Origin of the sequence: Pseudomonas sp. REST10 (genome assembly GCF_029542605.1) — a bacterium.
GTDB classification, from domain to species: Bacteria; Pseudomonadota; Gammaproteobacteria; order Pseudomonadales; family Pseudomonadaceae; genus Aquipseudomonas; species Aquipseudomonas khazarica.
In genome coordinates this window covers 4649402-4662530 of record NZ_CP035677.1, presented here as the reverse complement: position 1 = coordinate 4662530, position 13129 = coordinate 4649402, and the positions used below count along the sequence as shown (strand labels likewise).

The window sequence follows — 13129 nt, the reverse complement described above, 5'->3', positions numbered from 1 at the left end:
CAGGAGCCCGCAACATGACCAAGTTCCGCGACACCGAAATCCGCGCCCCGCGTGGTACCCAACTGAATGCCAAGAGCTGGCTGACCGAAGCGCCGCTGCGCATGCTGATGAACAACCTCGACCCGGACGTGGCCGAGAATCCCAAGGAGCTGGTGGTGTACGGCGGCATCGGCCGTGCCGCGCGCAACTGGGAGTGCTTCGACAAGATCGTCGAAACCCTGAAGGAGCTGAACGACGACGAAACCCTGCTGGTGCAGTCGGGCAAGCCGGTCGGCGTGTTCCGCACCCACAAGGACGCGCCGCGCGTGCTGATCGCCAACTCCAACCTGGTGCCGCACTGGGCCACCTGGGAACACTTCAACGAGCTGGATGCCAAGGGCCTGGCCATGTACGGCCAGATGACCGCCGGCAGCTGGATCTACATCGGCAGCCAGGGCATCGTCCAGGGCACCTTCGAGACCTTCGTCGAGGCCGGTCGCCAGCACTACGACGGCAACCTCAAGGGGCGCTGGGTACTCACCGCCGGTCTCGGCGGCATGGGCGGCGCCCAGCCGCTGGCCGCGACCCTGGCCGGTGCCTGCTCGCTGAACATCGAGTGCCAGCAGTCGAGCATCGACTTCCGCCTGCGCAGCCGCTACGTCGACGAGCAGGCCAGCGATCTCGACGACGCCCTGGCGCGCATCGCCAAGTACTGCGCCGAAGGCAAGGCCATCTCCGTCGCGCTGCTGGGCAACGCCGCCGAGATCCTGCCGGAGCTGGTCAAGCGTGGCGTGCGCCCGGACATGGTCACCGACCAGACCAGCGCCCACGACCCGCTCAATGGCTACCTGCCGATCGGCTGGACCTGGGAGCAGTACAAGGACCGCGCCGCCACCGATCCGGCCGCAGTGGTCAAGGCGGCCAAGCAGTCGATGGCCGTGCACGTGCAGGCCATGCTCGACTTCCAGAAGATGGGCGTGCCGACCTTCGACTACGGCAACAACATCCGCCAGATGGCCAAGGAAGAGGGCGTGGCCAACGCCTTCGACTTCCCGGGCTTCGTGCCGGCCTACATCCGTCCGCTGTTCTGCCGTGGTGTCGGCCCGTTCCGCTGGGCGGCGCTGTCCGGCAACCCCGAGGACATCTACAAGACCGACGCCAAGGTCAAGGAACTGATCCCGGACGACGAGCACCTGCACCGCTGGCTGGACATGGCCCGCGAGCGCATCAGCTTCCAGGGCCTGCCGGCGCGCATCTGCTGGGTCGGCCTGGGCCTGCGTGCCAAGCTCGGCCTGGCGTTCAACGAAATGGTCCGCAGTGGCGAGCTGTCTGCGCCGGTGGTGATCGGCCGCGACCACCTCGACTCCGGTTCGGTGGCCAGCCCCAACCGCGAGACCGAGGCGATGGCCGACGGCTCCGATGCCGTGTCCGACTGGCCGCTGCTCAACGCCCTGCTCAACACCGCCAGCGGTGCCACCTGGGTGTCGCTGCACCATGGTGGCGGCGTGGGCATGGGCTTTTCCCAGCACTCCGGCGTGGTGATCGTCTGTGACGGTACCGACGAGGCCGCCGCCCGTATCGCCCGTGTGCTGACCAACGACCCCGGTACTGGTGTAATGCGTCACGCCGATGCCGGTTACCAGATCGCCATCGATTGTGCCCGCGAGCAGGGTATGAACCTGCCGATGATCGGCAAAGGAGAATGAACGTGACTGCCCTGAACCTGAACCCTGGCCAGCTGACCCTGGCCGACCTGCGCACCGTCTACCAGGCTCCGGTGCGCTTGACCCTGGACCCGAGCGCCCATCAGGCGATCGACGCCAGCGTCGCCTGCGTCGAAAGCATCATCGCCGAGGGCCGCACCGCCTATGGCATCAACACTGGCTTCGGTCTGCTGGCCTCGACCCGCATCGCCAGCCATGACCTGGAAAAACTGCAGCGCTCGCTGGTGCTGTCGCACGCGGCCGGTATCGGCGAGCCGCTCAGCGACGCCATGGTGCGCCTGATCATGGTGCTGAAGATCAACAGCCTGGCGCGCGGTTTCTCCGGCATCCGGCGCAAGGTGATCGACGCGCTGATCGCCCTGGTCAACGCCGAGGTCTACCCGCACATTCCGCTCAAGGGCTCGGTAGGCGCCTCCGGCGACCTGGCGCCGCTGGCGCACATGTCCCTGGTGCTGCTCGGCGAGAGCCAGGCACGGCACAAGGGCGAGTGGCTGTCGGCCACCGAGGCGCTGGCCGTGGCCGGCCTGGAGCCGATGACCCTGGCCGCCAAGGAGGGCCTGGCCCTGCTCAATGGCACCCAGGTGTCCACTGCCTACGCCCTGCGCGGGCTGTTCGAGGGTGAAGACCTGTACGCCGCTGCCAGCGTCTGCGGCGCGCTCAGCGTCGAGGCGCTGCTCGGTTCGCGTTCGCCGTTCGATGCACGCATTCACGCTGCCCGTGGCCAGCGCGGACAGATCGATGCCGCCGTGGCCTACCGTCACCTGCTCGGCGACAGCAGCGAGATCGGCCGCTCCCACGAGGCCTGCGACAAGGTGCAGGACCCGTATTCGCTGCGCTGCCAGCCGCAGGTCATGGGCGCCTGCCTGACCCAGCTGCGCCAGGCGGCCGAGGTGCTGGGCGTCGAGGCCAACGCGGTATCGGACAACCCGCTGGTGTTCGCCGCCGAAGGCGAAGTCATCTCCGGTGGCAACTTCCACGCCGAGCCGGTGGCCATGGCCGCCGACAACATCGCCCTGGCCATCGCCGAAATCGGTTCGCTGTCCGAGCGTCGTATCTCGCTGATGATGGACAAGCACATGTCGCAGCTGCCGCCGTTCCTGGTGGCCAATGGCGGGGTCAACTCCGGCTTCATGATCGCCCAGGTCACCGCCGCGGCGCTGGCCAGCGACAACAAGGCCCTGGCCCATCCGCACAGCGTCGACAGCCTGCCGACTTCGGCCAACCAGGAAGACCATGTGTCGATGGCGCCCGGCGCCGGCAAGCGCCTGTGGGAAATGGCCGCCAACACCCGTGGCGTGCTCGCCGTCGAGTGGCTGGGCGCCTGCCAGGGCCTGGACTTCCGCGAAGGCCTGAAGAGCACCCCGGCGCTGGAACAGGCACGGGAAATCCTGCGCGGCGAGGTGCCGTACTACGTCGAGGATCGCTTCTTCGCGCCGGACATCGCCGCGGCCAACGAGCTGCTGGCCGAACGCGTGCTGACGCCCCTGCTGCCGGCCGGGATGCTGCCTTCCGTGGGCTGATCCAGGCCCTGTAGGAGTCCGCTCGCAGGCGATCAGGCCCACACGCCTGGCGCCGGCAAGCCGGTTCCTACAGCGAACGGCGGTTGTCGCGTTATCATCCGCGCAGCCGGATTCACCAAGGAGCTTTCGTGACCACCACCCCGCGCTACAAGGCCATCGAGGATTTTCTGCTCGAACGCATTCACGGCGGTGCTTATCCGGTCAATCACCAGATTCCGCCGGAAGAGCAGCTGGCCCGCGATTTCTCCGTCAGCCGCATGACCGCCAACAAGGCGATCCAGAATCTGGTGCAGAAGGGCTACCTGGTACGCCAGGCCGGCCTGGGCACCTTCGTCACCGACCGCAAGGCCGAATCGCCGCTGCACGAGGTGATGAATATCGCCAGTGAAGTGCGTGGTCGCGGCCATGCCTATTCCAACCAGGTGCTGCGCTGCGAGGCCATCGCGGCGGACGACGAGGTCGCCTTGCGCCTGGGCGTGCGCCTGGGGGCCGAGGTGTTTCACAGCGTGCTGGTGCACCTGCAGGATGGCCTGCCGATCCAGCTGGAGGATCGCTTCGTCAATCCGCGCTGGGTGCCGGACTACCTGCAGACCGATTTCAGCCAGCGCACGCCCAACGAGGTGCTGGTGGCGAGCAGCCCGATGTCTGATGTCGAGCATGTGGTCGAGGCCGTGCTGGTGGATGCGCGTACCGCCGAGCAGTTGCAGATCGACCCCGCCATGCCCTGCCTGAGCGTGATCCGGCGGACCTGGTCGGGTGACCATCTGATCAGCTATGCGCGCCTGATCCATCCGGGCGAGCGCTACAAGCTGCGTTCGCTGCACAAGCGCAGAAGCTAGGCGCTGGGCGAGGCGATCCGCAGCCGTCCTGTCGCGCTCAAGGCGCTTGCCACTGCGTCGGCTCAGTCGCCGATCAACTGATCCACCAGGTCCGGGTCGTCGATGAAGCGGTTGCGCGTGCCTTGCAGCACCTCGATCCTGTCGTTGCGCGCCCTTTCATCGGCATCGGGCGGGTCCAGGCGGTGCCAGGCCTTGAACATCGGTATCAGGCCGACGATGGGCAGGTCGTATTCCACGTGCATGTAGAAGATCGCCCGGGCGATATTGCCCTTGGCTTCGTCGCGCGGCTCGACCAGCTGGAAGCTGTTCTTCATGTCGCAGCCGATATCGGCGAACTTGCTCGATACATCGTCACCCAGCTCGCCGAACTGCGCATTGCGTCTGACCAGCTCCACCCGGGTCAGGGCCGGGTAGTGGTTGTGCAGGTCGGCGGCGATGTAGGGATAGCGTGGGTTCATGATCGTGCATTGACGATCGGTCACGCAGCGCATGGCGCTCTTGAGCTGCTTGCTGCTGTAGATCGGGCTGGCGGTGAGTGCGCCGCCGCCACTCTCGAACGCCTTGCCGCAATACAGCGTAGTGCCGCCATTGCCATAGAGGCTCTGCCAGAACGCCTGGTCGATGGCTTGCTTGACGTTGCCCAACTGACTTTGTCCGCTGCCCAGAGCGGAAACGCTGACGCAGGTTGCCAGGCAACCCAGAAACAGGATGACCGTACGCATGCTTTGGCTGCCATTGCCGGGGGAGGTTTCTTGTAGGACAAAGTGAAGTCTAGCAAGACGTGCGTCACAAAAGCACGAGGCATTGCGCCAGCATTTGCAAGGTGCGCAAAGGACCCTGAGGCGCGTGGCAACGGGCGCCGCAGCGTGGCCTCAACTGCGGGGTGAAAGCGTGTAAGTCATGGCTTACATGATGTCCCGATTATCACCACTGTCGGTGTTTCAGGTACGGGCGTACTCTTCTTTCCATGGATTCAGCGCAGGAAGCGCACAAACGAACAGGGACACACTGGACAGCCACCAGGACGGTGAGCAGATCAAGGATGTCAGGACAACAGTCTGCAAGGCCCCGCAATCGCGGGGTTTTCTTTTTTCCGGCTTTCGAATTTCCGCAACGGCAATCGTCACACGCTGATGCAGCGACGGCGCCGTCGCGTGGCGCTCACGCCGCCTGCCGCTCGGCCTGCAATTGCTCGAACCAGTCCAGCGTCTCGTCCCACAGGCGCTGCGCGGCCGGACGGAAGTAGCCCATGTGACCGACATTGCCCAGCCCCTCGGCCTGGGAATCGAGTGTGCGCGCCTGGTACGGCGCATTGACGTAGGCGGCCATGAAGGCGTCGCGTGAGGCCGGTGGCGCCCACAGGTCATCGAGCGTATTGAGCGCCATCACGGGGGTGACGACCTGGGCGAAGCGTTCGGCCAGGCCCGGCATCTGCGGGTCGTCGAAGAAATAGCGCGGGTAGCGGCACCAGCGTTTCCACTGCCGGTAGACGCCCATTGGCAGGTCTTCACCCATGCCCAGCTTGCTCCAGGCCAGGTAGCCCTTGTAGCGCGTCATCAGCGGGCCGATCAGCCGCCACATGGCCAGTACACGCACCTGCTCGGCCCTGGGCATCCAGCCATGCCAGCCGGCGCCGGTGCCGAAGGTGTAGAAGCCGGCGACCTGATCATGGTTGGGCAGCAGGCCGAAGGCGTGCCCGCCGAACGAGTGGCCGATCATGTACAGCGGCCGTTCGGCATGCCGGTGCTGGTCGACTGCCGCAGCCAGGTCGAGGTGCGCCCAGTCCAGATATTCCATCTCGAAACCGCGCAAAGTAGCGGGCCTGGATTGGCCGACGCCACGGTAGTCCAGGGTCAGGGTATTGAAGCCGCGGCGCGCGGCATGCTCGGCGAAGCGCCGGTAGAAACCCTGCGGCACGCCGGTGGCACCGGCGATCAGCAATTGCGCGTGCGCCTGTTCGGCGTGGTAGCGCGTCGCCGTCAACGGGTAGTCGTCGAGGGCGAGCAGGGACAGGGTTTCACTGCGAATGGATGCGGTCATGCTGGCTGGCCTCCGTGTGCTGCTGGCGGGTCAGGTGGAGCAGGGTGGTAGCGGCCTGTTTCAGTGGCTCGCTGCTGTCGGCGGCGCGTGCTTGCAGCAGGCCGCCTTCGTAGAGTGCGACGAACAGGGCGGAGAGCCCCTCCGGTTGGGGGTAGCCGTGGCGTTGCAACTGCTGTTGCAGGGCTTGGCGAATGGCGCTGAAAGCGTTGGCCAGGGCTGCACGAATCTCGCTGTCGGCCGGGCCGCTTTCCAGGGCCACGGCGGCCAGCGGGCAGCCACTCTCGAAAGCGCTGCCCTGCAACTGGTCGAGGGCGCCGTGCAGCCAGGTGGCCAGGGCATCGAGCGGGTCGGGCTGGCGCTCGAAGAGCGTGGCGAAGGCCTTCTCCGCGCGCTGGCCGACGCGTTCGATGGCGGCGACCGCCAGTTCGCTCTTGCCGCCCGGAAAGTGGTGGTAGAGGCTGCCCTTGGGAGCGCCGGCGCTGGCCAGCAGTTCGCTCAGGCCGACACCATGCAGGCCCTTGCGCTGCAGGGCGTCGATCATGGCATCGATCAGCTTGTCACGTGTGCTCTTGTTCATGGCTGAATTATGTAGACCGGTCGGTCTAGTGGCGAGTGTCATTCAGGCCGTGGGTGAAGGCATATCGGCAATCACCCATGGGTCAGGGTGTTTCCCAGGCGCCGTCCAGTGCGCTACGCAGCAGGTCGATCATCGCCTGCTGGCGCTGTGCGTCGCGGTAGACCAGGCCCACCTGCAGGGGAATGCGCGGCTCGCTGAGGGGCTTCCAGAGCAGCCCGTGATGGGCGTGCATCTGCCGCGCGCGGCCCGGCAGCACGCTGGCCAGCGTGGTGTGCGGCAGGCTGTCGAGGATGCCGTTCATATGGTTCAGCTCGGCCTGTACCTGGGGCCGGCGACCGAGCAGGGCGAGCTGTTCCTGCCAGATCTGGCGTACGCGAAACTCTTCGCCGAGCAGCAGCATCGGCAGTTCCGCCGCCTGGCTCAGCGAGACCTTGCGGAAGTCGCGCAGCGGATGATCGTCCTGCACCACCAGCTGCAGTTCGTCCTCGTACAGCGCCAGGCTGTGCAGGCCCGGCTGGCGCGGCGGCAGGAAGCCGATGCCGATGTCCAGACCGCCGCTGAGCAGGCGCCGCTCGATGTCCACGCCGGACAGCTCGAAGAGCTTCACCACCAGCTGTGGCTGCGCCTGCTGCAGACGCTCCAGCAGCAGCGGCACCAGGCTGGCATTGACCGTCTGCAACACGCCGATGGACAGGCTGCGCGGCCCCGGCCCACGAAAGCTGCGCAGCGCCTCGCGGGCCCGCTCCATGCCGTCCAGCAGCGGCACCGCGTGGTTGTACAGCGTATGCGCGGCGAGCGTCGGCAGCAGGCGTCGGCCATTGCGCTGGAACAGGCCGACATCCAGATCGCCCTCCAGCTGGCGGATCTGCTGCGACAGCGCCGGTTGAGAAATGCTCAGGCGCTCGGCGGCACGGCCGACGTGACCTTCCTCGTAGAGCGCGACGAAATAGCGGAGTTGGCGAAAATCCATAAGTTCTGATTATGAATCAAGCAGGGAAATCGAAATGTCAAAATGGCCCGATGCTCCCTAGTCTAGCCGCATGATCAACAGCCGATAAGGCCGGAGCGGTCGGTGAAGCAGGTCGAGATCCTGGGTGTATTCATAGGTAAAGCTGAAGATATTGGCGGTGGCCTCAGTGCCGCGCGCTGCAAGCAGCGGGCTGAGCACCGTCTGTGGCTGTGGCCCCAGGGGCTGGGCCAGGACGAACAGGGCGATGCACGCTTCCATGGCGGGCCGGAGCGCGCCTTGCACCACTTGCCGAGCGAGCACTATGCCTACTGGCGCTCGCATTACCCCGAGCTGCAGTGGCCGCTGTCGAGCTTCGGGGAAAACCTTTCCAGCCGCGGGCTGAGCGAGGAGCAGGTGTGCATCGGCGATATCTTCCGCTGGGGGGACGTGCTATTGCAGGTGAGCCAGCCGCGCTCGCCCTGCTATCGCCTCAACCGCCCGGGTGCCAACCCGGAACTGGCCAGGGCGGTACAGGACAGTGGCCGCTGCGGCTGGTTCTACCGCGTGCTCAGGCCAGGGTTCGTCAGTGCCGAGATGCCCTTCGAGCTGGTCCAGCGCAGCTACCCGAGCCTCAGCGTGGCGCAGGCGCTGCAGCATTTCTACCACTTCCCCATGGAGCGCGCCGGCCTGCAGCAGCTGCAGCTGTGCCCGGCGCTCTCCGCACGCTGGCGCGAGATCGCGGCGCAGCGCCTGCGCAGCGGGCGCCTGGAGGACTGGTCGGCACGCCTGCAGGGTGTGCCGCTGGAGGGTGTGGTGGCCGAGGGTGGGCGTCGTTATGCGTGACAGCATGGCGCGCCTGCAGTTGATGGGTGAACGTGCCGCGCCGGTGTTCGTGCGCGGCCAGGGTTCCTGGCTGTGGGATGCCGAAGGCAGGGCCTATCTGGATTTCGAGCAGGGCATGGGCGGCAACAGCCTGGGGCACAGCCCGACGTTGCTGCTCGATGCACTGCGGCGGCAGGCCGAACTGCTGGTCAGTCCCGGTCGCCAGTACTGCAGCCGTGGTCAGCTCAAGCTGGCGGCGCGCCTGTGCGAGGCGACCGGCAGCGAACGCGTGGCGTTCTGCAGCGGCCCGGTCGAAGCCAACGGGCTGGCGGTGCGTCTGGCGCTGCAATGGGCGGCGGAACAGAACCCCGCCGCCGACACCCTGGTAGTGCTCGACGGCAGCCACGTCGAGCTGCCCGCGCAGCTCGGGGCGACGCGTGTGCTGCGCGTCCCCTTCAATGACCTCGATGCCCTGGCGGCGGTGGTCGACCTGCGCTGCGCCGCCGTGCTGATCGAGCCGCTGCAGCTCGTCAGGGGCGTGGTGCCGGCGACACTGGAATACCTGCAAGGCGCGCAGCGGCTATGCCGCGAGCAGGGCGCCGTACTGATCCTCGATGAAAGCAGCAGTGGTATGGGACGTTGTGGCGCACTGCTGGCCGAGGAACTGTACGGCGTGCGCGCCGACCTATTCACGCTGGGCAGTGCCCTGGCGGGCGGCCTGCCGCTGGCGGCCGTGCTGGCGCGTGGGCGGATCGCCAACGCGGCTGCCGATGCGCTGCCGCAGGCCTGTCCGGGCGAGGCATTGCTGACGGTGGCCGGTGTCGCGGTGCTGGGTGCCGTGCTCGACGGCAGCTTCTTCGCGCAGACGCGTGAGGTGGCCGAACACCTGCGCGAGGGGCTGGCCCATCTGGCGCGGCGTCATGCTCATGGGCCGCTGCGGGGGCACGGGCTGATGCTCGGCCTGCCATTGATCGGACAGCGTGCGCGCGTCGTGCAGCGGGCGGCCCGGGAGCAGGGGCTGCTGCTGGGGATGGCGGGTGACGAGTGCCTGCGCCTGTCGCCGGCCCTGACGGTGAGCCATGGCAATGTCGAGGAAATGCTCAGGCGTCTGGGCCGGGCATTGCGACGAGTCGAACAGCGCTGTGAGGAGGTCGCCTGATGCGTATCGCGCTGCTGCAACACACGCCCAGTGCCGGCCCTGCGGCGCTGGACCGCTGGCTGGACGGGCACCAGGTCAGCTGGCACCGGCTGTACGCTGGCGCCCCGCTGCCGGGACTGGATGAGTTCGACCTGCTGATGCTGCTCGACGGTGCGTTGAGCGTGCACGACGAGCGCCATCACCTGTGGATGTCCGCCGAGAAGCGCCTGATACACCGTGCCTTGCTGGCGCGCAAGCGGGTCTTCGGCAGTGGTCTGGGTGCCCTGTTGTTGGCCGAAGCGCTGGGCGCACGTATCCAGCATGCCGATACGGACGTGCAGGTTGGCTGGTGGCAGCTGGAGAAATGCGCGTCGTCACGCCAGTCACCGCTCGGGCGCATGCTGCCGCCGCGTTTGCTGGCGCTGCACTGGCAGCGCGAGACCTGCAGCCTGCCGCACGGCGCCATCGCCTTGTACGGCTCGCCCGTCGCCGAGCTGCAGGGCTTCGTCTGGCAGGAGCGGGCCATCGGTTTGCTGTGTCAGCTGGAGTGCGACGGCGCCAGCCTGGACGAGCGCCTGCAGCAGGACGCGGCCGAACCGGGGCGCTCCACTGCACAGGACATCGCCGCCATTCGTGACGGCGCGCCGCACGCCGCCTCGGCCAACGCCACGCTGTTTCGCGTGCTCGATTACCTCTCGGGTGCTCATGCCCACATGACCTGAACACCCTTTTGCGAGTCTGTCGCGACGCCCCGTTCTACCGCCGGGGCGTGTTTTCTTCTGCCGTCAGCCGACCTGTTTCGCGACCCAGGCCGCGTAGGCGTCGATGAACTTCTGCAGGAACGGCTTGATGCCGTCGCTGAGGTTGCCGTTGTCATCGAAGAAGCTGCCGGCGCCACCAAGGTAGGCCTCCGGCTGCTGCAGCACATGGACGTCGAGGAACACCAGGCACTGGCGCAGATGATGGTTGGCGCCGAAGCCGCCAATGGCACCGGGCGAGGCGCTGAGCACGGCGCCGGGCTTGCCGCTGAAGCTGCTCTGGCCGTAGGGGCGCGAACCGACATCGATGGCGTTCTTCATCGCACCGGGGATCGAGCGGTTGTACTCGGGGGTGACGAACAGCACCGCGTCGGCTGCCTTCAGCTTGCTGCGAAATGGCGCATAGGTAGCGGGTGCGCTGTCGCCATCGGCGTCCTCGTTGTACAGCGGCAGGTCGCCGATCTCGACGATCTCCAGGTTCAGCGAGGCGGGTGCCAGGTCGGCCAGGGCCAGGGCCAGTTTGCGATTGATGGAGGCCTTGCGCAGGCTACCGACCAGCACGGCGACATTGTAAGTCTTGCTCATGTGTACTCCAGAAGGCGTGGTGAGGAAGGAATCACCACTATAGACCCCGGATGTTTCAGGCGGTGCCGAGTGCGAGTGGGGTCATTCGCCGAAGCCGTGCAACAGGTCTTCGGCGAAGGCCTTTTGCGCCTCGCTGGCGGTATGGCCACGGTGGCTCGCCAGGCGAAAGCACACGCTGAAATCCCAGTCGCCGGGGAGTGCGCGCAGGCTGCCACGGGCTACCCAGGGGGTTGCAATGTGCTCGGGCAGGTAGCCCAGGTGAGCCCCCGAGAGGATGAACGCGAGGCTCCCTTCCACCTGTTCGCAGCGTGCGCTGCTGGTGCCGCCCTGCCAGGGCTCGTCGGCGGCGATGAAACGGTAGGGGTGCACCACGCGGTCGCAGCCCCGAAGGTCATCGACGCTCAGCGTCTGCCGTTCGAACAGCGGGTGCTGGCGGCCGCAGTACAGACGCTGGCGTTCGGCGAACAGCGGCTGGTAGTCCAGTGCCGTCTGGCTGCCGGAGAAATAGCCGATGGCCAGTTGCAGCTGGTCCTGCAGCAGGCGCCGCTCCAGCTCGGCGGGCATGGCGCTGAGCAGTTCGATCTGCACCGCCTGGTTGCGCTGGCGAAAGCGTCCGATGGCCTCAGCGATACGCTCCAGCACCTCGTCCGAGAGGGCTTCGGAGAGGCCGATGCGCAGCTCACCGAGCAGCATGTCGGCCATGCCCTGGGCCTCGCCCTTGAACGTTTCAATGGCGGCGAACAGTTTGCGTGTGGCGGCCAGCACCTGCTCACCCTTGGGGGTCAGGCGAAACCCCGCCTTGCCACGTTCGCACAGGCGAAAGCCGAGGCGTGTCTCCAGCTTGGCCATCTGTGTGCTGATGGTCGACTGGCCAACGCCCAGTTCACCCTGTGCGGCGCTGAAACCGCCGCTTTCCACCACGGTGACGAACAGCCGCAGCAGCTGCAGGTCGAGGTCGCGCAGTTGGTTGAGCATGGCGGCTCCATACATTGATGACGGTCGATGTTGGAGTAGAACACTTCGTATTTATCCGAAGCAACGCTGCGCGCAGGATGCAGACATCCCAGCCTCCACCAGAGAGGCACGGCCAACCGACTCTGCCCGAGGATAGAACCATGCGTCTTGCTGCAAGCCTGTTGCTCCTGGTCGTCGCCACGCCCCTGATGGCGGAGCCCCGGCAGCTCAATCTGTACAACTGGGCCGACTACGTGGCACCGCAGGCGCTCCAGCGCTTCCAGGCCGAGACCGGCATTCGCGTCAAGTACGACACCTTCGACAGCACCGATGTGCTGGAAAGCAAGCTGATGACCGGGGGCAGTGGCTACGATGTCGTGTTCCCCGCATCCAGCGGTCTGTCGCGCGCCATCCAGGCCAGGGCGCTGCAGCCGGTCGGGACGCTGCAGAACGCCGTCAACCTCGACCCCGAACTGCTGGCCAAGCTGGCCAGTGTCGACCCCGGTAACCAGTACGGCGTGCCCTACACCTGGGGCACGGTCGGGCTGGCCATCAACAGGCAGGCCGTGGAGCAGCGCCTGCCCGGTATGGCGCTGGACAGCCTCGACCTGCTGTTCAAGCCCGAATACGCCACTGCGCTCAGGGATTGCGGCATCTCCGTGCTCGACTCGCCGCAGGAGGTGATCGCCGTTGCCCTCAACTACCTGGGCAAGTCGCCCTACAGTGCTCGGGCCGAAGATCTGGAGGCCGTCAGCGCCTTGCTCGCCGCGCTGCAACCCAACCTGCGCTACGTCGGCAGTGCCCGGCAGATCGATGACCTGGCCAGAGGCGAAACCTGCCTGGCGCTGACCTACACCGGCGATGCCGGCATGGCTGCCGCACGCGCCGCCGAGGCCGGGCAGCCCTTCGAGGTGCTCTACCGCATTCCGCGCGAAGGCACGCTGATCTGGTTCGACACCATGGCCATCCCGGCGGACGCGCCACACCCGCAGAACGCCCGCGCCTTCATCGACTTCATGTTGCAGCCGGCGGCAATCGCCGAGCTGACCAACGAACTGTTCTTCGCCAATGCCAACCGTGCCGCCACCCCATTGCTTGACGATGCGGTGCGTAGCGACCCGGATATCTACCCGCCCGAGGCGGTGCGCGAGCGCCTGTTCGCCGAGCAGGTGCTGAGTCTGCGCGAGCAGCGCCGGCGCACCCGCCTGTGGACGGCGTTCCGCAGCCAGTACTGAGCACTTACC

At 66.7% G+C, this 13129-nt stretch carries 13 protein-coding genes; 7 read left to right on the top strand and 6 right to left on the bottom strand.

The window, feature by feature from the left end; genetic code table 11:
• The first annotated feature begins 14 nt into the window (after window positions 1-14).
• From hutU to hutC, 3 genes are all read left to right on the top strand, one after another.
• The gene (gene hutU / locus EWH21_RS22045; protein WP_152489764.1) at window positions 15-1685 is read left to right on the top strand and encodes a urocanate hydratase; all 1671 of its coding nucleotides are present in this window, start codon (window positions 15-17) and stop codon (window positions 1683-1685) included.
• On the top strand, window positions 1682-3223 hold the full coding sequence (gene hutH, locus EWH21_RS22040) for a histidine ammonia-lyase (protein ID WP_037056054.1): 1542 nt from the start codon (window positions 1682-1684) through the stop codon (window positions 3221-3223). The genes hutU and hutH overlap by 4 nt, the downstream gene beginning before the upstream one ends.
• Window positions 3224-3351: 128 nt before the next feature.
• Window positions 3352-4062, top strand: coding sequence for a histidine utilization repressor (gene hutC / locus EWH21_RS22035; protein WP_037056053.1), 711 nt, complete (start codon window positions 3352-3354; stop codon window positions 4060-4062).
• A gap of 62 nt (window positions 4063-4124) precedes the next feature.
• Here the strand turns inward: hutC and EWH21_RS22030 are convergent, their stop codons facing one another.
• The 4 genes from EWH21_RS22030 to EWH21_RS22015 all read right to left on the bottom strand — a co-directional run bounded on the left by EWH21_RS22030 (window position 4125) and on the right by EWH21_RS22015 (window position 7649).
• Window positions 4125-4784: an endonuclease gene (locus tag EWH21_RS22030; protein ID WP_037056052.1), complete on the bottom strand. Its 660-nt coding sequence runs from the start codon at window positions 4782-4784 to the stop codon at window positions 4125-4127.
• Window positions 4785-5223: 439 nt separating this feature from the next.
• Window positions 5224-6102 (bottom strand): alpha/beta fold hydrolase, encoded by an 879-nt coding sequence (locus EWH21_RS22025; RefSeq protein WP_277699335.1) that lies wholly within the window; start codon window positions 6100-6102, stop codon window positions 5224-5226.
• Window positions 6080-6679 (bottom strand): TetR/AcrR family transcriptional regulator, encoded by a 600-nt coding sequence (locus tag EWH21_RS22020; protein WP_277699334.1) that lies wholly within the window; start codon window positions 6677-6679, stop codon window positions 6080-6082. The genes EWH21_RS22025 and EWH21_RS22020 overlap by 23 nt, the downstream gene beginning before the upstream one ends.
• An 82-nt stretch (window positions 6680-6761) precedes the next feature.
• Window positions 6762-7649, bottom strand: coding sequence for a LysR substrate-binding domain-containing protein (locus tag EWH21_RS22015; RefSeq protein ID WP_037056049.1), 888 nt, complete (start codon window positions 7647-7649; stop codon window positions 6762-6764).
• A 102-nt stretch (window positions 7650-7751) separates the two neighbouring features.
• Here EWH21_RS22015 and EWH21_RS22010 point away from each other — a divergent pair, with 102 nt between their 5' ends.
• The 3 genes from EWH21_RS22010 to EWH21_RS22000 are packed head-to-tail and all read left to right on the top strand — an operon-like array spanning window position 7752 to window position 10310.
• Complete coding sequence (locus EWH21_RS22010; protein WP_277699333.1) at window positions 7752-8471, top strand: MOSC domain-containing protein; 720 nt, start codon at window positions 7752-7754, stop codon at window positions 8469-8471.
• Window positions 8464-9609 (top strand): aminotransferase class III-fold pyridoxal phosphate-dependent enzyme, encoded by a 1146-nt coding sequence (locus EWH21_RS22005; protein ID WP_277699332.1) that lies wholly within the window; start codon window positions 8464-8466, stop codon window positions 9607-9609. The genes EWH21_RS22010 and EWH21_RS22005 overlap by 8 nt, the downstream gene beginning before the upstream one ends.
• Complete coding sequence (locus EWH21_RS22000) at window positions 9609-10310, top strand: type 1 glutamine amidotransferase (protein ID WP_277699331.1); 702 nt, start codon at window positions 9609-9611, stop codon at window positions 10308-10310. Before EWH21_RS22005 ends, EWH21_RS22000 begins: the two co-directional genes overlap by 1 nt.
• A gap of 63 nt (window positions 10311-10373) precedes the next feature.
• Here the strand turns inward: EWH21_RS22000 and EWH21_RS21995 are convergent, their stop codons facing one another.
• Both EWH21_RS21995 and EWH21_RS21990 read right to left on the bottom strand, forming a co-directional pair.
• Complete coding sequence (locus tag EWH21_RS21995) at window positions 10374-10931, bottom strand: NADPH-dependent FMN reductase (RefSeq protein WP_047589086.1); 558 nt, start codon at window positions 10929-10931, stop codon at window positions 10374-10376.
• 81 nt (window positions 10932-11012) lie between these two features.
• The gene (locus EWH21_RS21990; RefSeq protein ID WP_277699330.1) at window positions 11013-11906 is read right to left on the bottom strand and encodes a LysR family transcriptional regulator; all 894 of its coding nucleotides are present in this window, start codon (window positions 11904-11906) and stop codon (window positions 11013-11015) included.
• Window positions 11907-12046: 140 nt separating this feature from the next.
• On the opposite strand from EWH21_RS21990, the gene EWH21_RS21985 reads away from it, so the two are divergent.
• A complete protein-coding gene (locus tag EWH21_RS21985) occupies window positions 12047-13120 on the top strand; it encodes a polyamine ABC transporter substrate-binding protein (protein ID WP_277699329.1) in 1074 nt (357 codons plus the stop codon).
• Window positions 13121-13129 lie beyond the last annotated feature (9 nt).

Coding starts and splice junctions, on each gene's coding strand:
- hutU (WP_152489764.1), top strand. CDS start 15: ATGACCAAGTTCCGCGACACCGAAATCCGCGCCCCGCGTGGTACCCAA.
- hutH (WP_037056054.1), top strand. CDS start 1,682: ATGAACGTGACTGCCCTGAACCTGAACCCTGGCCAGCTGACCCTGGCC.
- EWH21_RS22030 (WP_037056052.1), bottom strand. CDS start 4,784: ATGCGTACGGTCATCCTGTTTCTGGGTTGCCTGGCAACCTGCGTCAGC.
- EWH21_RS22025 (WP_277699335.1), bottom strand. CDS start 6,102: ATGACCGCATCCATTCGCAGTGAAACCCTGTCCCTGCTCGCCCTCGAC.
- EWH21_RS22020 (WP_277699334.1), bottom strand. CDS start 6,679: ATGAACAAGAGCACACGTGACAAGCTGATCGATGCCATGATCGACGCC.
- EWH21_RS22015 (WP_037056049.1), bottom strand. CDS start 7,649: ATGGATTTTCGCCAACTCCGCTATTTCGTCGCGCTCTACGAGGAAGGT.
- EWH21_RS22005 (WP_277699332.1), top strand. CDS start 8,464: ATGCGTGACAGCATGGCGCGCCTGCAGTTGATGGGTGAACGTGCCGCG.
- EWH21_RS22000 (WP_277699331.1), top strand. CDS start 9,609: ATGCGTATCGCGCTGCTGCAACACACGCCCAGTGCCGGCCCTGCGGCG.
- EWH21_RS21995 (WP_047589086.1), bottom strand. CDS start 10,931: ATGAGCAAGACTTACAATGTCGCCGTGCTGGTCGGTAGCCTGCGCAAG.
- EWH21_RS21990 (WP_277699330.1), bottom strand. CDS start 11,906: ATGCTCAACCAACTGCGCGACCTCGACCTGCAGCTGCTGCGGCTGTTC.
- EWH21_RS21985 (WP_277699329.1), top strand. CDS start 12,047: ATGCGTCTTGCTGCAAGCCTGTTGCTCCTGGTCGTCGCCACGCCCCTG.